The organism is Gordonia sp. NB41Y (assembly GCF_030718915.1).
Lineage (GTDB): Bacteria > Actinomycetota > Actinomycetes > Mycobacteriales > Mycobacteriaceae > Gordonia > Gordonia desulfuricans.
In genome coordinates, this window is record NZ_CP132196.1 from 1,861,913 (window position 1) to 1,881,630 (window position 19,718).

Sequence of the window (19,718 nt, forward strand, 5' to 3'; positions counted from 1 at the left end):
TGTCGAACTGATGTGCGCAATCCTACGAGCGAGCACCGACAGAAGTGTTCCGCGGAACACTCACGCACATCAGCGTCTCATCACAGGCTGACGAGTGACCGGGTGGTCGCTACCACCGAATCCACGAGCCGAGAATTGCCGACCCGAGATCGGCAGTGACAGTCCCGACCGCCTGAGCTGCGGCCAGCGCAGCCTCGCCGGGATGGTCCTGCGCGTACGCGAAGGTGTCGTCGGCAGAACTCCAGTCGGTGTACGTCGCCTGCTCGGCCACGTAGCTCCATGTCGTGACTGCGGCACCACCCAGGAACACCGGGACTCCGATGAACCTACCGATTGCCGTACCGGACTTGACCAGCGTCGACCCCGCGTTCATCACCAGGTCACCGCCTGCCTGTAGGCCTTGCCAGAATGCCCCGGCAACATTGCCGTCGGCGAGGTTCAGTCCGATCGCGATGGCATCGGCTGCGTTGCCGATCTTTCCCCATCCGAAGATCGCGGCAAGGTTGCCTACGCCATTGATCATGTCATTGAAGGCGCTGCCGCGCAGAATGGCGTTGACCTGCTGCATCGGACCGTCACCGGCTGAGAATCCGAAATCACGGATCGGCGACCGCTTTGGTTCCACGCCGACTTCATCGATGATCGTCTCGGGATCGACACCTGCCGACACACCGGTGTAGTACGTGAAAGTCACCGACTCTCCGGGAGCAAGATCGCCAACCTGGAACACGATGCCGATCGCGTCGTCGGATGTGGTCGTGTATCCGGTTCCCTGACTTCCCGACGCATACTCATACGGGTTGTAGTTCCTGAAGCCACCCGTGTAGACCTTGGCGCGCCCGTCGGTGGAGTAGTAGTACATCACTGCCGGATGGCCGGTAGCGGTCGCATAGCCGTCCCCGGGCAAGCTGCTTGCGCTCACCATCGAGAACCGGTCGGTCGCGTACTGCCCGCCAATGGTGTTGATCGTGGAGTTGCTGCCGCCCACGGCCCGGGTGTTGTCCGGATCGATCGAGCGCATGTAGGTCACATCGGTCAGGGTCTGATCTGACGTATTGGTGATGGTGACCGTGGTCTTGACTGCGGTGTCATCGGGTTCGAACGAGTGCGTCTGCGTCACCTGCAGTACACCGTCGACCACACTCACGGTCTGGGCGCTCAGCGTGGTGTCGGTCGAGAGATCGGTGGTGGTGGACCCGGTCAACCCCGCATTCCCCGCGTTGCCGTTCAACGCACTGAAGCCACCGTAGCGACTTCCGTTGTAGCCCACCGACCATCGTTCCTCCGGCGTATCGGGTACGGCGAAGTCGAGCACATTCCCGTCACCGGTCCCGAATCCATCGAGGTCGGCGACCAACCCGATCGAGGAGCCGGGGCCATAGAAGCCGGCGGGCCGGCCGGAGCTGCCGAACGACCCCAAGGCACTGACACCCAGCTCGAGATAGGTTCCACCCAGGAACACCGCACCGTTGGAGCCGGTGTGCCGTGGTCGAGATGTGGTTGTTGTGGCGACCGGGGATGCGAGCAGAGTCGGGGTCACCGGTGCAGGCAACGGGACATCGGCGCCCTCCGACATCGCACTGATCCAGCCCGTTCCGAGCGCAGAGGACAGTCCACTGATCGCCGGAACCCGGTAGGAACCACTATTGGTCCACGCGAACCCATTTGCCTCCCAAGGTGTCACCTCCAACGCCCGACCGGTCTCGGCACCCGGCCCACGTACGGTGTCGCTGGGCACGGTCGCTGACGCGGGAACCGAACCATCGGCGTCGTCGGCCGGCGCGTCAGCTGTGGGCGGGATGGCGGGAATCTCCATCTGCGGAGCCTCGGGCTCGGCGAGAAGCTCGGGTACGTCATCCGAGACAGGAGTAGGAGCGGAGTCATCCGTCGCGTCCTCTGCGGTCGCAGCATCCTCCGCAGGCACGTCCACCGACTCCACCGGCGCAGTCTCGCCGTCGCCTTCGACGGCACCGAACGGGGTATCCGAGGTGGCGTTCCCGGCGGGCTCGCTTCCGGTACTGTCGACGGCCTCCTCCACCGAGGTTGACGACTCCGAGGCAGTATCGTCCGCGGCGTGCGCATCGCCGGCGCCGACGAACGCCGCTGCCCCGATCCCCAGGGCGAGTGCACCGGAACCCAGCCAGACCCGTGGCTCGATGCGCCTGCGCACACCAACCCCCGATCGCAGCACTACGGGATCTACTTGCGGGACAACACAACGTCGAGTGTCAATCATGAAGAATCCTGCCCGATAGACGAACTGAGAAGATGGAAACTCGCTCCGATGCGAGAGCATGGCGCCAATACTTCCGGCGCATCAGACAAACCTCAATCGTCTGAAGGTATGAATCCATCTGCGGCACCGTCACATTCGGCCCGCCGTGATTCCCTCATTCGGAGGACCATCAAGCATACGAACGGCCGATACCGATCGCCGATCATCAGGAGTGGTCATGAACAGGTGACCGTGTACCACCGCACCAACCGCGTGAGGCCAGACTCAACCGCGCATTGCCGATCTGCGCTATCTCGGCAGGTCAGCGATCGCGATGAGCGCCCGCGCCAGGCTGGGGCTACGTTCGGCAGCGGCCCGGACATCCCAACGTGTCCCGGCAAACTCGTTGATGCGAGGAACATACAGCGGACCTGTCTTTGTACCCGCCGCGACGAGGTCACCCCGAATCCCCCGTGACCTCGAGTTACGACAAAGATCGAGGACAGTCTGTTTGGCGTGTGCCAACTTCTCCGGTTCACGCGGAATCTGACTCGCTTTGACATGAAAGAACTCCGAGAAGCCGACCGTGTCCGCAAGTAGCCAGGCTTCAGTCATCGAATGAGCAATGCGCAACGCAAACCGGGAGTTCGGTGGCGTGGGCAGCGCGTCGCCGAGCGTCGCTCTGAGCTCAACGGGACACTTACCGTCGGAATCACGGAAGACGACCCAGTTGTCGTTGCGGGCTGCCGCACAATAACCAGGAATCTTCGGGTCGAGCTTTGTCTTGCCGCCTGCCACCACGACTTTGCCAACCTGGTGGCCTACACACTTGATGACAGCTTTGGCCGCCTCCCGATCAGATTCCCCTTCAACTGCAACGTTGACCACCACTGTCAGCGAGCCGCCACAGTCTTGACCAACCCTGACAAATCCTGCGGCGAGATCAATCCGTCTACGATCTCCGAGGTGGGGAGCTCTGCGGCCAGCTCGTCGGCAACGTCTGCGATCTCCGACAATAGCGTGGCACTGGTGCCGTCCTTGGTCACTCGCAGCACCAGTATCTCGTTGGGCAACACCCCTTCATCGTCAAGGAGCTCGGGAGCGTGCGTAGACAGCACCATCTGCGTCGACCTGTCGCGCTGGGCCATTGCCAGTACGGACGGCAGGGTCCTGACGATCGCCGAGTTCAATGAGAGCTCTGGCTCTTCGAGCAGAAGAATCCCACCTGTCGTCGGCGCACTCACCAACGTCCACAACAAGCCGATGAGCCTCAATGTGCCATCAGAGAACTCCGCCTCACTCTGTCGCGCGAGTGTGTCTCGCCAATTTCGGTATCCGGCAACCAAATGTGGTCGGCCTGCAGGATCGACCTCGAGCTTCAATGACTCGAAGTATGGCACCGCCGACTGAAGCGCCTCTTGGATACGTCGCAATCGTGCTGCTTGTGTCTTGGATGGCAGCGCATTGATCTCGGCGATGAACGCGCTGCCATACAGATCGGTGCCAGCCGAGCCAAGTGTCAGCTGATCACGAATCACCTGCGGAACGAGGTTGAAGTACCGAACCCGGCCGAAATACTCGGCCAACGCACGAAACTGTTGGTTCGCTCCGATCTGCTCCAGATGGGTCTGGGTCAGTCGTTCGCGATCCTGCTGGTCATCCTCGTCAGGGCGTTTGAGAATCACCAAACCATTGCGTTCGACGATCTCCTCGTCGACGACTGGACGATTCCGTCCGCCTTTCTCTCCACGAACCTTGAGGAGATATCGCCACGTGACGTCACCATCCTGCAACTCGACATCGACGACCAGTCTCCCCCCCTGATGATTGCGGGCGAAAAGGCTGCGGACCTTGCTGAGTCCCCCCCTTTTCTCAACGGCGGATGTCAACCCGCCACCAGACCCGGCTGCCACATCGCCCAGGAACCTAAAAAGGTCCAGGAAATTCGACTTGCCGGAAGCATTCGGGCCCACTACGAAGAGACGGTCACCAATCGCTACGTCGAGTTGTTTGAAGTTCCGCCAGTTACTCGCCCTGATATGGGATACACGCACTTCCCCTCACCTCTCGATCCTCGAAGTCACCGCGCGACCGAGTCTAGTCAGGTCCGAGACGAACCATCATCACGTCCACGCCCCCTGCGCTCTCGTGGCGATGTGGCTGTCGCCTTCTCAGCGACAGCCACATCACTTTGAGCGCCGATGGCAACGCAGGGGATGCCCGTCAGGCCACTCGGCTGACGCTGTCGTACCGCGCATTCTCCGAGCCGCAGTAGTCGGGGTGGCCTGTCCACCCATAGACACCGCTGCCCGCGCCGTCCTTGCGCCACGCGAACTGCAGGCACCCGTCACGGACGTTGGCCTCACGCAGCGACGACTCGAACCCGTCAGTGCTCGCTTGGGATCGCTGTGTCACTATCGCCAGAACCAGGTTCACACCGGTTTCGAGCACGCGTGCGGTGGACCATTGCCAGGTGTCGATCGATTGATAGAGATTCTTGGTCCGCTCGACGCTCCAATACTTCGTGCACACGTCAGGTCCGCAGTCCGTCCAAGTCGGCTGCCCCAGGTTGTGTGGAGAAGCAGCATGCGCCGAACTGCTCACCACGAAGCAACTACCGACCATCACGGCCAAGAGCATCGCGACGACCACCACGACCCGTGCACTCGCGGTACGCAGTTCACCGCGACGGGATCGCATCGTTGTGTCCATGTCCAACTCCTCATCATTGGTGACTCGATCTGACGTAACCCAAGCTATGCGCACTGTGGACGCCTCGGTAGATGTCCGGTCTAATAGTTTCATCGTCCAAATTGGACTCAAAATGAACGTAAAGGGTGGACGTATGACTCAAGACTGGCGGGTCCGAACCGGTGCTCTCAGACGACAGCGCACCAGAACTGAGATCATCGACACCGTCGAGAAGCTGGTCTTCGACCACCTCGACAACGGGACCAGCCTGGAGTCCATCAGCTTCCGCGCAGTAGCGGCTGCGGCTCACAAGTCGCCGACAACGGTGTCCAATGCGTTCGGTGGGTCAGTCAACGCCATGTATGCGGCTCTCAGCGAACGCCTTCGCTCCACCGAGACACCTGTCCCAACCGAGGTTGCCAATCGGGCCCGCGCACATACTGAGCACGCTGCGCGCACTGGGGACCCGGGTCGACGACTACGGCGTGAACTCGCCCAAACCAAGCCTGCAGACTTGGCCGGCCGAATGCGGCTCTACGAGAAGATGGCTCAGAGCACCCCGATTCAGCACGCCGAAGCAGCGTGTGCGGTTGCGCAGTCCCACCTGACGATTCCCGGCGGTGCGCGAGATGCACTCATGTTCGCTGAGGAAGCTCTGGAAACGTGCAAGCACTCTTCGACCGACGCCGCGCTGATACCTGCGGCATTGCAGAGTGCGCGGCTCGCCGCCACCGCAGCACGCTTTCTCGTGCGTCAATCACCGGAACCAGATGCCGAGGTTGCAAACCTGATGCGGGTACACGACTTCAAACTCCAGGAATCCAAGTATGCTGCCGCACTAGCTGATTGGCCAGCAGAATCAATGGCACAGTTCCATGCGAACCGCGCCCATGCTCTGTTGATGAACTCCGCAGACGAAGAGGTGAGTGCCATACACACCGTCGTGCGGGCACTACGCGACCACGGAGAAGCCGGACGCACGATTCCCGATGACGCCCTCGCATCCGTGCTTGCACGGATTCTTGCTGTCCAAGTGGCATACCCAGACCGCGGCGATGTCGAGCTCCGAGACGACCAGGACGTCCTGATTACTCTGTTCCCCAAACCACACTCGGACATCTATCGGTCGGCCACCTCGCTGTTGGCCGTGGTTCGGTTCGGGCAACAATGGTCCCACGTGCCCCCCACCCCGGTTGATCTACTGCGCGCGACCAGCTTTGGAGTAGTGGGCCAGCTCAGTGTGGCGCGCTATCTCCTACATCTGGCCGAGATCCTTGACGCCGACAAGTCAGCCCCCGCAAACGTCGAGCCGGAGCTGACTCGCCTGATCGAGGGCCTCCCGATGAATGCCCGGGAATTGCGCGTCGGTGCACTCGGGTTCTTGAATGACGTGGTAGCCGGGACCCATCGACGTGGGTCATCGGGTCTGTTGCGTGATGAAGCCATCCGCCTCATTGGCGATCTGGCAGAACAGGGGGTTGCCGGCGACCGTCCTCCGATGCCCGATGAGAAGATCGATGCGGCTCTCGCCGAGGTCGACCGGATCGTCGTCAGCGTCTTCGGAGGCGAGCGCTTGAATGAACCACAGTTGGAACGCTTTCGCGCAGCCGTCGAACCTATCTCCCAATATCTGACCGATACCATCGGCGATGCGGTCTCGCACGCTCAACGCGCATCATCGGAGAAGTCCACCTACCTCTCAGCTCCGATGTAGCAGTGCCGCAGAGCAGCCCGCGTTGTCGACGGCTGCTTCGTAGGTCCCGACGCCGCAGAACGTGGTTTCCGCTCGCCGAGGCCGTCGGATTGCGCGCAGTGATACCACTTCGCCGGATGTCGCCTCAACCCTCGGCAACCACTTCTGGTAGTCCGGATCGGCGACACCCGCGGTGCCCGCTGGAGCGCGACGGTGTAACGCAGATCACGACATGGCCGACAAACCGGGTGAGTCCTTGTCACCGCACCTCGGAGGAGTCCGCCCATGCTCACCACACGTCGGCTCGTCACCGGAGCGGCCGTAGCCGCCACCGCGGCCGCGATCGCCGTCCCCGCCGCAGGTACCGCGCACGCCGCACCGGTCACCGTCTACCAGATCCCGGCCTCGGCGCTGGCGGTCAGCGGCCTGGTGGTCCCCGGACCGTACTTTGCCTCGGTCACCGCACAGACGACTGGCAAGGCCGGCGAACTACGCGTCTCCGCACCCGCCTCCCCGTCGATCTGCTCGAGTTCGGCAGGCGGCGCCCTGGTCCGGATCGGCTATGTCAGCCTGGCCACGGGACGCTCCGGTGGTGTCACCGTGAAACCCTGCCCGTACTTCCTCGATGCGGCGCCCACCGCTGCGGTCATCCACCCCGGCGGCGGTCAGGCACTGTTGTCGATCCAGGTGACCGGATCGGCGGCCTACCCGAATGCCGGACAGCCGTCGCTTCCCGGTGTTGCGACGGTCGGCGTGCCGTGACGCACTGACCCGATCACGAACCCGATGTTGTTCTCGAATTCTCTTCGTCGATCACCGGGTCAGACTCGCGTACACGAGCAGGTTGTCGTCGGTGGATCCGCCGGCCGCGTCGAGCCGGCATGTCACCAGGATCAGGCGTCCCGGAACCGCCTGCCACACTTCGTCATACTGCTCGAGCTGACTCTTGCTGTACACAGCGGTGGCATCCACCCGGTAGATCCTCGATCCGGCGGTGGTGTCGACGCGGATCTGCGCGCCGGGGTGCACGCCGCGCAGCCGCCCGAACACTCCGCCCCCGCCGTCGAGGGTGTGTCCGGCGATGAAGACGGTGTCGCGGGAGCCGGGTCGTCCTCGCTCGGTCCACCACCACGCGTCGCCATTGGTCGGCGGGTCCACCTCACCCGAGGTGCCGATGATCGGCCGGACGGCGGCGTCGATACCGACCGCCGGGACACCGACGTGTACCGGATCTCCTTGTGGCGCGGTGATCGGTGATGCGCCGGCCAGGCTCCCCGCCACCACCGTTCCGGTTCGCACGGCTTCTGTGGATGTGCCTGACGCGCAGGCGATCATCACCAGCAGCGCGCCGATCACGACGGTGGTGGCCGCGATCATCGACGACAGTGATCTCGTGGTCATGACGTTCTCCTCGCCGAGGCACGGATTCAGTGCCGACGCCGACGAGAAGCCGCGTATGCCGCACCCGCGCCCACCAAGATCACTGCGCCACCGGCGAAGACGGCCACCGGGAGTTCGTGTCCGCCGCCGGTGTCGAAGCGGACCCGACCGGCCTTCCCGGTGGTCTCGGGCGCCCGGGTGACGGGCACGGTGACCGCGGGTGCGGTAGCCGTGGGCACCGACGGGCGTGGCGCCCGCTGAGCCGGTGGCCGCGGGGCATTCGGGTTGGTGCCGGCGCCCCCGTTGCCGGCGCCCCCACTGCCGGTGCCCCCAGTGCTGCCCGTCCCGGTGCCGGTGCCATTGTTGCCGGTGCCGGAGTTGCCGGTGTCGGTGTCGGTGCCGTTGTGGGTGCCGCCCGAGCCCGAGTTGCCGGTGGTACCTCCACCGTCCGAGCCATCGGTGACCCGACCGCCGTCGACCGGGCCGTCATCGGGATCGTCCTCGTCGGTGTCGCCGCCCGTTCCGTTTCCGCCGGCCTGCGGGCATCCGAAGCTCGGGCACTCGACCCGCAGATCCGGCAGGTCCGGTGTCGGCGGTTCGGGGTCGGCCGGGGCGACGAGTGTTCCGCGATCGTCGATCTGTACGTCCGGCCCCAGGGGGCCCTCGGCTGTGGCGATCCCGGCTCCTCCGCCGATCAGGGCGGCGGTGGCGGCGACACCGAGGAAGACACGGCCGGTGGTGGTGAGGGTGGTGGTCATCGGAGACTCCTCGTTCTGCGGCCGACTGGTTCGACCGTCAGAGGTGGGAGTCGGCACCCCGGCGGGATGCAACAACTTTTTCCGGAGAAGTTTTCTCGATCAGTTGACCACCGGCGGCTGGTTCCCGGAGATACCCGGCGGCGACACCAGCGAACCGCACACCGTGCACTGGATGCGTGGATCGAAGGCGGGTCCCCCTCCGTCGGGTATCCGACCGGGGTCGGGCTCCTGCTCGTCGGGCACCACCGGCGCGGGGTCGGGGACGGCAGGCGCCACCTCGGGCGGCACCGACACCGGCGGCTGAGGTGCAGGCGGCTGGGATACCGGAGGCGGCGGTGCGGACTGCGCCGAGACCGGTGGAGGAGACGTCGCCGGCTGCGATCCGGGTGGCCCGGCATCCGGTCGCGACGAGTTCGGTCCCGCCGGCGACGGGGACCCCGTGTCGTGCGGTGTGGCCCCCGGGCGGTGAGGTGCGCGGCTCCCCCACCGTCGCGGTGGCCGGGGCGTCGACATCCACCGCGGGTACGGGGCTGGGCGGATCGCCGGGGACGGTGAGCAACAGCGCCGATCCCACGATCACGACGATGAGCAGCGCCGCGACACCGGACAGGATCATCCACCGACGACGCGGCGGGTCTGCGACGGGATAGGTCCACGCCGCGCGACCGGCGATGTCGGTCGGCGATCGGTGTCTGCGATCGGGCCGTGGATCGTTGCCGCTCATCGTGACCGGCGGCGGCGCGATCCGGGAATCGAGCGCATCCGGTATCGGGGCCTCGGGGGTGGCGGCCTGCGCCGTTCCCGGATGCCGGACGGCCGCAACGAGTTGCGGTTCGGCGTCGGAGACGGTGCGCACCTTGAGTCCCACCGGAACCGCCAGCAGCGGCAGTGCGATCAGGATGGCGGCGGGGTGGAAGCGTCGGCGGCGCTCCCCGAGGCAGACCGGACAGTCGTCGATGTGTTTGCTGATCCGCTTGCGCCACAACGGTGTCCATTCCCCATCCCAGGACGAGAGGACGTCGGTGAGATCGTCACAGCCCACCCCGCCCGCCTGCGCGACGAGCAGCGCGCCCAGGCTGCGTTCCAACGATCGGCGGGCACGGGAGGTCAACGCCGTCACGTGGGTCGGCTTCGCCCCGAGGACGGCGGCGATCTCGGCATTGTCGAGGTCGTGGCGCAGACTCAGCTCCACGATCTCGCGGCCCTTGGGTGAGAGCCCACCGAGTGCATCGCGCACCAGTTCCCGGATCTCGTCGCGGCGCAGATCGGCGTCGGCCTCGTCGTCGACGCCGGTGTCGTGCCAGTCCTGGAATGCCACTTCGCGTTTGGACCCACGCAGGCTGCGCAGACACTCCGACCGGACGATCGCATACAGCCAGGGCCGCAACCGGTCCGGGTCCCGGAGTTGATGGATGCGCGCGGCGGCCACGACGAAGCTGTCGTGCGTCACGTCGGCGGCACGATCGCGGCTGCGCACCATCGAGTAGGCAAAGGTGTGCAGCGCCGATGCATAACGGTCGTAGACCACACCGAGTGCTTCCGTGTCACCGTCGAGCAGGGCCGCGACGATCTCGGCATCCGATGGTGGCCTCCGACCCGATTCCCAGGCTGAGGACATCGCAAACCTCCAGGTCAAGCGGTTCCGATGCTACGGACACCGATCGGCCCGGAGAAGCGTGTGTCCGATTTCTCCCGATTCTGTGTCTGCTGTTCGGTGGAGGGGCCCGAGGAGTCAGCCGATGCCCGTCGAGATCGCCGGACGCATCAGCTCGAACATGCGGAAGACACACTCGCTCAACGAGAGTCCCGTCTGCGACAGCCACAGCTCGTGCGCCCCGCGGGAGGCCGCGACCCCCGCGTAGGCGATCGCCACCGCGGGTGCCGACGACTGCTCGATCCCCATCCGGGCAGCGACGAACTCGGCGATCGATGACTGCCACTGCGCGCAGATCACCGCCGCCTGGGCCTGCACCGAGGGCTCGCGCAGGATGAGTTCGGCACGGTGACGCGCCCAGGTCTCCTCCGCGTCGCCGTGGTCGAGGGCGGCGGCAATGGCGTCGGCGACCGCCCGCCAGACGTCGGCACCCTCGGGCGCCGCGTGCATCGCCTCACGGAAGACCGCGATCTCGGCGTCGGACTCGACCCACACCACGTCGGCCTTGGCGGGGAAGTACCGGAAGAAGGTGCGTGAGCTGACCCCGGCCGCACGCGCGATGTCGGCCACCGTGGTCTGCTCGAAGCCGTCGCGCAGAAACAGTTCCTGAGCACATGCGGCGAGCGCATGCGCGTTGGTCAACGCCGGACCGGAACTTGTCAAGGGAGTTGAGTCCAGCAGGTGTTACGCGACTGTCATTTCAGCCTCCACAGCGGCCAGAGAATCCATCGGCCGGCTGATTGATCCACACTGCATCGGGCAGGGCCAGGATCTTCGGCAGCGCCGTGGTGCCGAAGCGGTGCGGGTACCGCACACGGGCGGCATCGAGCACCTGCCGGCGATCAGCGGCCTTGCCGGCCGCCAGACCGAAATGGACGTCGGCTGGGGTATGCAGCCCGATACCGCTGTGGCGATGCTCGTGGTTGTACCATTCGGCGAACTGCATCATGAATTCCCTTGCCGCACCGAGTGATCCGAACCGTTCCGGGAAACCGGGACCGTACTCGAGGGTCTTGAACACCGCCTCCGAATACGGGTTGTCGTTCGAGACCCGTGGCCGTGAATGCGATCGGGTGATCTCGAGGTCCGCGAGCAACGTCGCGACGGACTTGCTGGTCATCGACGTACCGCGGTCGGCGTGCACCACCTGCGGGATGCCGTGTACCGCGAAGATCTGTTCCATCAGTTCTCTTGCCAGTACACCTGATTCGTGCGCGTGAACGTGCACGCCGACGATGTAACGCGAGTAGATGTCGATCATCACGTACGCGTCGAAGTACTGGCCCTTCACCGGCCCGGCGAGTTTCGTGATGTCCCACGAGTACACCTGCCGGGGCGCGGTCGCGACCAGTTCGGGGCACGCCTTCGCTGGATGCCCGGCAACCCTGCGACGTTCGTTGACCTGGGCATTCTCACGCAGGATGCGGTACATCGTCGACACCGAGCACAGGTAGATGCCGTCGTCGAGTAGCTGGGCGTAGATCTCGAGCGGCGCCTGGTCGACGAACCGATCACTGTTGAGCACCTCGAGGATGCGCAGGCGTTCGAGTGCGGTGAGCTTGTTCGGCGGCTCGACTGCGGGTGTGGGTGTGGGCGTCGCCGGCGGTGTCGGTGCGGTCGCGGCAGTGCGGTGCCGGACCGCCGTTGAACGGACCACACCGGTCAACGCGCTGGCCGTTCTCGTCGACACCCCTGCCTCGGTCAATTCGTTCCACGCCGCTGTCAACGCGTGGTCGGCTTGTCGTCCGAGTCCGCTCTCTCGGAAAGTGATTCCAAGAGAGCGTGTGCTTTTCCCATGATATCCAGGGCAGCTTCGGTGGTGGTGAGCCGTTTGTTTGCCTGGGCGAGCTCCCGTGTGAGGCGGGCGATCTCGGCCTGTTCGGCGGTGAGCTTGCCGACCTTCGTGCCGGCGGGTTTGCCGGCGAGGACCCCGGCGTCGCGTTGCTTGCGCCACTCGCTGATCAACGACGAGTAGAGGCCTTCGCGTCGCAGGTAGGCCCCGCCGCGGCCGTCTTCGCATGCCTGCTCGTACGCGGCCAGGTGCGCGAGCTTGTCGGAGGGGCTGAACACGCGTCGGCGGCGGGGGCCGTCGGCTCGAGGGTGGGTGGAGACCATGTGGTCATTGTCCTCGACCGGAATGATGGTGGAGATCGTCATGGTGGGGTTGATCCGTATCTCGCCCTGCTGCGGAGTTGCTGTGAAGTGCTGGACTCAACTCACCCTGGCATGCAGGGGACGGCCGCCCCTGTCCCCTGATCGACAGGGTCACCCCCATCGACCTCACCCTCACCCGAACCCATCGGGCCATCATCACCCACTCGTGCCCCCACACGCACCTCCGGCGGCACTTCACGCAAGGGGAGGCGGTTTTGTCACAGTGTGACATCTGGTGTGGATCACATTCATATGGCGAACCGGCCATAGGTCATAGCGGTACGTCGCCGGCACACGATAGGAGCGGATCCATGAGAACCAAAGCAGCGTTGCTTCGGGAAGCACCGGGCACCTGGTCGGTCGAAGAGGTCGAACTCGACGAGCCGAAGACCGGGGAGGTGCTCGTCGAGATGGTGGCCACCGGTCTGTGCCACTCCGACGATCACGTCTCCCACGGCGACATCAGCGCCGCACACCTGCCGACCATCGGCGGCCACGAGGGGGCGGGCATCGTCCGCAAGCTGGGCCCCGGCGTCACCGATTTCGAGGTCGGCGATCACGTCCTGACCTCGTTCATCCCGTCGTGCGGCAAATGTCGTTGGTGCGCATCGGGGATGCAGAACCTGTGCGACAACGGCGCATTGATCATGATCGGTCACCAACTCGACGGCACGTTCCGCATCCACAGCGACGACGGCCTCGACGTCGCGACCATGGGGCTGCTCGGCACCTTCTCCGAGTAGCAGGTCTACGACCAGCTCTCACTGATCAAGATCGCCAAGGACGTCCCCCTGGAGATCGCATGTCTGGTCGCCTGCGGGGTGCAGACGGGCTTCGGATCGGCGACCACCGCAGGCAACGTGCAACGCGGTGACGTGGTGCTCGTCGGCGGTGTCGGGATGAACGCCGTCCAGGGTGCACGCGAGAGCGGCGCCGCCCACGTCATCGCGATCGATCCGGTTGCCGACAAGCAGAAGTGGGCGCTCGACTTCGGCGCCGACGAGTCGTTCGGTTCCTTTGCCGACTCCGCCGAGCGTGTCGCCCACCTGACCAACGGGCAGGGTGCCGACGTGGTGATCCTGACCGCCGGTCTGGTCACCAACGAACTCGTCGGTGAAGGGCTTGCCGCGACGCGCAAGGCAGGCACCGTGGTGGTCACCGGGATCAGCCCGGAGAACGAGGCCGGACCCATCCCGGGATTCAACGCCAACAACCTGGCCATGATGCAGAAACGTATCCAGGGCGCGCTGTACGGCATGAAGTCCCCTCGCGAGGCCATGCCGATGCTGCTCGACATGTACCGTGCAGGCAAGCTCAAACTCGATGAACTGGTCACCAAGACATACAGTTTGGACCAGATCAACGACGCCTACGACGACATGCGCGCCGGACGAAACATCCGCGGCGTCATCCACTTCCGCTGATCCGGTCACAGCGGGACCGAACAGATCCCCTGAGACGAGGTATCTCGGCCCGTGTGGGCGTGCCTCGATCAGGGGATCCGGCGACGCCGCGGCGGATCGTTGTCCGGCGCGGCGTCGAGGATGTCGCCGGCCGCCTTCTTCTGGATCAGTTCGGTGGCGGCACCCCGATCGCCCGCATTCATGTCGGCCATGGTGCTGACCACGTCCCAGTAGGGTTGCAGCGCACCGGCCATCGCAACGGTGGCGAACAGCGCCCCCGCGGCGATGTCGCCGAGTGCGTGCGCGGTGACCGACAAGGCACCGGCACCGGAATTGCGCGCGAGCCGATCGGCGAAGGCCGTGGCGTCGCCGGTGAAGACGTGAATCGCGTTGGACGCCTTGCGTACGTCGGCGCTCGCGGCGTCCAGTTGCGCGGCCAGGGCCCGGGTGTCGATCGTCTTCTGCAGCGCCGCCGCCTGGTCACGAAGACGGTGGCCGGAGCGTGCGACCTCACGCAGCATGTCCTGCGGCTGCGCAGTGCTCGCGGCGATCTGGCGCACCGACTCGGCCACTTGCTCCAGATGGGAACTCACCGACGCGTCCCCTGTCGCCGGTTCGCCTCGGCGTCCACTCGCGCCTGCCTGGCCTGCCTGCGGGCCTGGGCGGCCAGCGCCGCGGCCATCTTGTTCGCCTGGGCGAACCCGGCCGCGGCATTCTTGCCGAGACCGTCTGCGGCCGTCAGATGTGCCACCATCTGACGGTCCTTTCCGGTGGCGCTGCCGCTGATGGCAGCGACGGTCCGATCCGCCATCCGGTCGACGTGTGGGGCCACCTCACGCGCCCGTCCGGCACACCGGAGTGCCTCGGCCGCAAGGGCCTCGAGCTCGGCCGCCGCCCGGTCCAGCGCGTCGGGGTCGGGATGGGTCACGCGCGCCTCAGAGCGACTTGCCGTAGTTGCTCGCGACCTTTGCCGCGTTCTCCAGCGCCGCAATCGCGGTGGCCACCTGTTTGTTGGCGGCCTCGAGGGCGTTGATGACCTCCTGGTCCTTGCGTTGGGCACTCCCCCCGATCGCAGCCCGCACCTGCGACATCTGCGAGGTGAACTTGGACCTGAACTGTCCGAGGCTGCCACCGGTCTGCTTGGCCCCGTTGGCCAGGCCGTCGATGGTGGCCTTCAGTTTCTGTAGTTCCGACACGTGCACACTCCTCAGTTGAAGACGATGACCCGACGGCCGGGACCGCGTCCGGGCTCGTGATTGAGGTCGTCGCGCGGACGTCCCGCAGGCAGGGCGCGGTCACGGCCCCACGCCCGGATCAGCTCCACCTCTTCGGGATTGGTGCGACTGAACGGCACCACGTTGGCGAAGACCTGGATGATCAGGGCCTCGGTGGGCTGGGCGCCCGTGATGAATGCGCTGGTGGCGATCTCGTGGACCGCGGCGTCGAGGTCTGAACCGGCGAATCCCTCACTCACACCGACCAGCTCGTCGAGCAGATACGGGGACGGGTCCATCGACAGGTACTTGCGGAAGTACAGCGTCAGGATGTCGCGGCGGTCCTCGGCGTCGGGGAGGTCGACGAAGAACAGCTCGTCGAATCGGCCCTTGCGCAACAGTTCCGGCGGCAGGCTGGTCACGTCGTTGGCCGTGGCGACCAAGAAGACCTTGGAGTGCGACTCCTGCAGCCAGAACAGGAACTGACCGATCAGACGGCGCGATGTACCCGAGTCACCCGACCCGCTGGCCAGTGCCTTCTCGATCTCGTCGACCCACAGCACACAGGGTGCGACGCGATCGGCCGCGGCAAGTGCCTCGGCGAACCGATTCTCCGACATACCCACGTACATGCCGAGGATCGACGCCATGTCCAGGCGGTAGAGCGGCATCCGCCACTGGTGGGCGATGGCCTTGGCGCTCAGTGACTTTCCACAACCCGGAACCCCCACCAGCAGCACCCCGCGTGGGGGTCGCAGCGGCGAGTTGGTGAGGTCGGCCTTGATCAGCGCTTCCCGAATCTGGAGCCACTCACGCAGTTTGGTCAGACCACCCACCTGATAGTCGTTCTCTCGCAGCTGGATGCGTTCGATTCCGTTGAGGTCGCCGAAGATCTGGTCCTTGAACTGCGAGAGCTCCTCGACGTCGTCGCGCATCAGCGACCCCTTGGCCAGCAGACTGGTCAGCGCGTTGATCGCCTCCGTCTGGGTCACGCCGACCAGGATCTCTGCGGCACGCCGGATCTCGTCGTGATGCCATTCGACGGCCATCACCGCACGGTGGTCTTCGACGATCGCGTCGACCACCTGCGAGAGCTCGTCGACGTCGGGCAGGTCGAGGGTCACCGTCATCCCCAACCGTGCCAGCCCCGACCACACCGGGCCGGACGACAACACGATCAGCGAGCCCTGGCGCTCTTCGGCGAGCCGCACCATCTCGGCCATGTGGCGGGCGGTGCCCGAGTCGGCGTCGAGCTCGTCGACATCGGAGAACACGAAGTTCGCGTGGCTGCGAGCGGCGAAGGTCGACGTGGCGAAGTCGAGTGCGCCGACAAACGACCGATCGTCACTCACCGGCATCATCGAGCCCACCTCGTAGAGGCCCTTGGCCCGTGAGTGCGCGTGGAACGACATCGACCGGAACTCGCCGGCGACGGCGAAGATCAGGTCGAGTCCGCGAGTGCTCTCCGAGGTCCGGACGACGATCAGCGGGACCCGGGCCTTGAGCAGTCTGCGGATCTGCTCGGCGGTTTCGTAACCGTTGGGCATGACTTCCTCTACTGACTCGGGTGCGCGCCGGGTGCGGCGTCACCGAAGAAGACGCGGCGACGGACCGGTCCTGGACGCGTCGGGATCGGGACCCGCGGGGACGACTGCGATGGCGGCGATGGCGGGGAGGGAGCCCGACCCGGGGCCGGGGCCGCCGGCACCGCCCCGGAGGCGTTGAACAACGATTCGAGCGGGAATCCGGGCGCGAGGATCGCGGTGAAGCTGTTCTGCCGGGCCAGGTGCAAGAGCCGCTCCGCGGCGCCCCGATCGCTGCCGTAACGGCTCGACGGTCCGGTGAAACCCTGTTCGAGCTCCTGCTGCAACGCACGCAGGTCACGTTCGGCCGCCTCGAGCAGAGGCCGCTGGACCTCCGGCGGCAAACCGGGGTGGCGGGCCAGCTGGATGCGGCGCGCCAGCTGCGGCCGGGCGTTCACCAGTGTCCGGGCGATGTCGTGTTCTGAACGCGCCGCACCCAGGTCGCGGGCGAACTTCTCCGCGAAGTCGTTCATCATCGTCTGGATTGCGTCACCGAGGTGCACGAACAGTCGCTGGTATGCCTGCACCGGCAACGAATCGGCCTGTAGGAGCGGCAGCCGCGACAGGTCGGTGGACGGATCGGTGCGCCAGCGACGCAGTGTCTCGACCCACATCTCGTACTGCGAGGTGGTCATGACCGGACCGGTCGCGACACCAGCGTCTCACCGGGCGGCATCGGATCCCACGCGGGGAGGTCACCGGCGATCTTGCGTTTGCGGCTGAGCTTCTGCGCATCGGCATTGGTGCTGCGCCGCGTCCGCGTGAAGTCGCGCGACACCACCGGGGTGGACTGCTGTTCCGGTGGTGCCGGCGGCAGGAATCGACGACCGGGACGGCGGACCACGGGTTCACCGCCCACCCCTCCCGGTACGACAGGTGGCGCCGGCCGCGGTGCCGCCGCCGCGGGAGGTGGCGCCGCCGGGGTCGGCGAGGCAGCACGGGGCGGGGTGACAGGAGGCGGTGAGGCCGGGGACGGGGTGGCAGGAGGCGGGGTGGCAGGGGGCGTCCAGCCGGCCGGCGGGGCCTGGCCACCGGGCCCCTGACCCGAGGTCGGGCCCGGCCACCCGCTCTGCGGCGCCGGGCCCGGCCGTCGTGGCACACCCGGCTGCGGTGAACGCGGTCCGACGGGTCCGTTGTTGTTCCAGTTCGGGGTGTTCATCCTGCGACCGCTCCTGCTTCGTCACGACGGCCCACCGTGGTCGGCCAGGTCTCCACCAGTCGGCTCAGCTGGGCCTGCTTGGCGTCTTCTTCGTGGTAGGCGATCTTGACGTCCACAAACTCCGCCATCGCCGCCCGGTAGACGTCGATGGAGAACCGCACCGCCTGATCACGCATGTTCTGGGCCTCCTGATACTTCTGGTCGGCAGCCCGTTTCTTCAGGAACAGCCATGCGCCCACACCGATCCCGGACAGGAGCAGCAACACCACACCTGCGGCTGCGCCGATCAGGAAGCCGACCAGCGTAGCCACCAGGAAGATCACCGCACCGATCAGATAGTTGAGCTCCTTGAACCGCACACCCGCCATGTACGTGGCCAGCGTCGCGTCCCACCGGGCGGCGAGATCCTGCTCGGCCTGCTGCTGCGGTACCGCGGAGTTCGACGCCCACCCGGGGAACCCGAAGTTCACGGCAAAGTTGGAGTGGGTGGAGTTCAGTTCGATGTCGACATTGTCGACGTATCCGCGCCGGTACTCGACGGAGTAGACGTTGATGGCCTGCTTCAGGTCGTCCCTACCCACCCCGACGGCCACCTGCTGCGTGCTCACCGTGGCGCCGAGAAGCTCTGGGCGGATGGCGGTCTCGGTCTGCAGGCTCACCAGGTCCATGGTCTCCTCGAGTGCGGTGTTCAGCGCATCGGCGGCCTCCTTGGCGCGCTCGAGGTCACCGTCGTGCTCGATCACCGCCTTGTGGTAGATCACCTCCCGCGCATACGGCAGTTCCTCTGCGTCGTACTCGGTCACCAAGGTCTCGAGGATGTCGTCGAGACGGTCGGCCATGTCGGCGGTCAGCTGCACCGAGGCGTCGCGCACCGCCTGGTACTTGTCGATCATGTTGCCGTGCGCCGAGGCGTGCTCGAGGAGATCCTTCAGTGCGGGCCACTGCGGGCTGGTCTGCGACAGATGGGGATACAGCTTCACGTCGAGGATGCCACGATGGATGGCGATCTCGTCGCGCCACATCGAGATCTGCTTCCGGGTGACCTCAGGATCGGTACGCAACACCGCATTCCATTCGATCAGGGTGTCGCTCACCAGCTGTCGGCCATGTGAACCGAAGGCATCCTGTGCGGTCGCCTCCAGGATGACGGCGAACTCGCGGCCCAACGATCGTGGATCGAGGGAGGCCAGGAAGTGCTTGAGCCAGCGCGTCGCCGACTCCATGCGGCCCTGCCGACGAAGGACCAGCGCGAAGAACAACCCCACCTTCGCCGGGTCGCGAGCAAACGCCGCGTCCACCGACTTCTTGCACAGCTCCTGATCGTCACGCGACCACGCGGCCAGCGCCACCAGCGCCGGGGCCAGCCAGTACCGGGGCGTCTGGATCATCAGCTCCTCGCTGACCTGCTGCACGGTGCGGTTGGTGACGTTGCCGATGTCGAAGGCCTGCAGCGTGCCGATGGAGGTACGGCGCACGAGGCTGTAATGGCCGTACTCCCGGTCGAGTTCGGCCTCGACATTGCCCAGCACCGTTTCCGATCGCTGCACGGCGGCGGTGCGCTCTGCTTGAACCACGTACTCCTCGAACCGCTTTCGCAGTTCGATGAGATCACCGCGGGTGGAGTTGAGGTCGGCCTTGACCGTTCCCACCTCCGCATGCACTCCGTCGACGGCGCCGGCGACCTGCAGGATGTTGTCGTTCACGCGGGACAGGTCGCGACTCAGGGACTGGATGGCGCCGGCCACCCTCGACGCATCGAGGTCAGACATGGTGCTCCTTGGGTTCGGTAGAGCTGGAACAGGTGTGGGTGCACG

General features: G+C 65.7%; 18 protein-coding genes and 1 pseudogene. 3 read left to right on the forward strand and 16 right to left on the reverse strand.

Features of this window, described 5'->3' with window-relative positions; genetic code table 11:
• Positions 1 to 109: 109 nt before the first annotated feature.
• The 4 genes from Q9K23_RS07860 to Q9K23_RS07875 all read right to left on the reverse strand — a co-directional run bounded on the left by Q9K23_RS07860 (position 110) and on the right by Q9K23_RS07875 (position 4,927).
• Complete coding sequence (locus tag Q9K23_RS07860; protein ID WP_152972944.1) at positions 110 to 1,315, reverse strand: hypothetical protein; 1,206 nt, start codon at positions 1,313 to 1,315, stop codon at positions 110 to 112.
• 1,209 nt (positions 1,316 to 2,524) lie between these two features.
• Positions 2,525 to 3,103 carry a DUF4276 family protein gene (locus Q9K23_RS07865; protein ID WP_222838402.1) on the reverse strand — a complete coding sequence of 193 codons (579 nt, stop codon included), beginning with the start codon at positions 3,101 to 3,103 and terminating at the stop codon, positions 2,525 to 2,527.
• A gap of 5 nt (positions 3,104 to 3,108) precedes the next feature.
• Positions 3,109 to 4,269 carry an ATP-binding protein gene (locus Q9K23_RS07870; RefSeq protein ID WP_053778866.1) on the reverse strand — a complete coding sequence of 387 codons (1,161 nt, stop codon included), beginning with the start codon at positions 4,267 to 4,269 and terminating at the stop codon, positions 3,109 to 3,111.
• Between the two features lie 169 nt (positions 4,270 to 4,438).
• Positions 4,439 to 4,927, reverse strand: coding sequence for a hypothetical protein (locus Q9K23_RS07875; RefSeq protein ID WP_053778867.1), 489 nt, complete (start codon positions 4,925 to 4,927; stop codon positions 4,439 to 4,441).
• A gap of 133 nt (positions 4,928 to 5,060) precedes the next feature.
• On the opposite strand from Q9K23_RS07875, the gene Q9K23_RS07880 reads away from it, so the two are divergent.
• On the forward strand, positions 5,061 to 6,620 hold the full coding sequence (locus Q9K23_RS07880) for a hypothetical protein (RefSeq protein WP_152972946.1): 1,560 nt from the start codon (positions 5,061 to 5,063) through the stop codon (positions 6,618 to 6,620).
• 264 nt (positions 6,621 to 6,884) lie between these two features.
• Positions 6,885 to 7,361, forward strand: coding sequence for a hypothetical protein (locus Q9K23_RS07885; protein WP_053778869.1), 477 nt, complete (start codon positions 6,885 to 6,887; stop codon positions 7,359 to 7,361).
• A 51-nt stretch (positions 7,362 to 7,412) separates the two neighbouring features.
• On the opposite strand, the gene Q9K23_RS07890 is transcribed toward Q9K23_RS07885, so the two are convergent.
• The 5 genes from Q9K23_RS07890 to Q9K23_RS07910 all read right to left on the reverse strand — a co-directional run bounded on the left by Q9K23_RS07890 (position 7,413) and on the right by Q9K23_RS07910 (position 12,548).
• Positions 7,413 to 8,000, reverse strand: coding sequence for a class F sortase (locus Q9K23_RS07890; protein ID WP_020794510.1), 588 nt, complete (start codon positions 7,998 to 8,000; stop codon positions 7,413 to 7,415).
• A 26-nt stretch (positions 8,001 to 8,026) separates the two neighbouring features.
• Complete coding sequence (locus Q9K23_RS07895; protein ID WP_053778870.1) at positions 8,027 to 8,737, reverse strand: hypothetical protein; 711 nt, start codon at positions 8,735 to 8,737, stop codon at positions 8,027 to 8,029.
• A gap of 37 nt (positions 8,738 to 8,774) precedes the next feature.
• Positions 8,775 to 10,355 carry a sigma-70 family RNA polymerase sigma factor gene (locus tag Q9K23_RS07900; RefSeq protein WP_053778871.1) on the reverse strand — a complete coding sequence of 527 codons (1,581 nt, stop codon included), beginning with the start codon at positions 10,353 to 10,355 and terminating at the stop codon, positions 8,775 to 8,777.
• Positions 10,356 to 10,469: 114 nt separating this feature from the next.
• On the reverse strand, positions 10,470 to 11,054 hold the full coding sequence (locus Q9K23_RS07905) for a TetR family transcriptional regulator (protein ID WP_305950463.1): 585 nt from the start codon (positions 11,052 to 11,054) through the stop codon (positions 10,470 to 10,472).
• Positions 11,055 to 11,091: 37 nt separating this feature from the next.
• Positions 11,092 to 12,548 (reverse strand): IS3 family transposase gene (locus Q9K23_RS07910; protein WP_305950464.1). Its coding sequence is split into 2 segments (ribosomal slippage): positions 11,092 to 12,179 and positions 12,179 to 12,548, totalling 1,458 coding nucleotides; the frame shifts between segments, so codons are not numbered across the junction.
• A gap of 308 nt (positions 12,549 to 12,856) precedes the next feature.
• On the opposite strand from Q9K23_RS07910, the pseudogene Q9K23_RS07915 reads away from it, so the two are divergent.
• Positions 12,857 to 13,969: pseudogene (locus Q9K23_RS07915) on the forward strand (NDMA-dependent alcohol dehydrogenase).
• A gap of 68 nt (positions 13,970 to 14,037) precedes the next feature.
• Here Q9K23_RS07915 and Q9K23_RS07920 read toward each other — a convergent pair.
• The 7 genes from Q9K23_RS07920 to Q9K23_RS07950 form a co-directional block, all read right to left on the reverse strand.
• A complete protein-coding gene (locus tag Q9K23_RS07920) occupies positions 14,038 to 14,541 on the reverse strand; it encodes a hypothetical protein (RefSeq protein WP_152972713.1) in 504 nt (167 codons plus the stop codon).
• A complete protein-coding gene (locus Q9K23_RS07925; protein ID WP_053777067.1) occupies positions 14,538 to 14,876 on the reverse strand; it encodes a hypothetical protein in 339 nt (112 codons plus the stop codon). The genes Q9K23_RS07920 and Q9K23_RS07925 overlap by 4 nt, the downstream gene beginning before the upstream one ends.
• A 7-nt stretch (positions 14,877 to 14,883) precedes the next feature.
• Positions 14,884 to 15,144, reverse strand: a complete 261-nt coding sequence (locus Q9K23_RS07930) for a hypothetical protein (RefSeq protein ID WP_053777088.1) — start codon at positions 15,142 to 15,144, stop codon at positions 14,884 to 14,886.
• A gap of 11 nt (positions 15,145 to 15,155) precedes the next feature.
• Positions 15,156 to 16,709 (reverse strand): AAA family ATPase, encoded by a 1,554-nt coding sequence (locus tag Q9K23_RS07935; RefSeq protein ID WP_020790169.1) that lies wholly within the window; start codon positions 16,707 to 16,709, stop codon positions 15,156 to 15,158.
• Positions 16,710 to 16,717: 8 nt separating this feature from the next.
• Entirely contained in the window at positions 16,718 to 17,380 is a 663-nt protein-coding gene (locus tag Q9K23_RS07940; protein ID WP_053777068.1) for a hypothetical protein, read from the reverse strand.
• Entirely contained in the window at positions 17,377 to 17,604 is a 228-nt protein-coding gene (locus Q9K23_RS07945; RefSeq protein WP_053777069.1) for a hypothetical protein, read from the reverse strand. Before Q9K23_RS07945 ends, Q9K23_RS07940 begins: the two co-directional genes overlap by 4 nt.
• Before the next feature lie 296 nt (positions 17,605 to 17,900).
• Entirely contained in the window at positions 17,901 to 19,673 is a 1,773-nt protein-coding gene (locus Q9K23_RS07950) for a hypothetical protein (protein WP_020792750.1), read from the reverse strand.
• Positions 19,674 to 19,718: the final 45 nt, after the last annotated feature.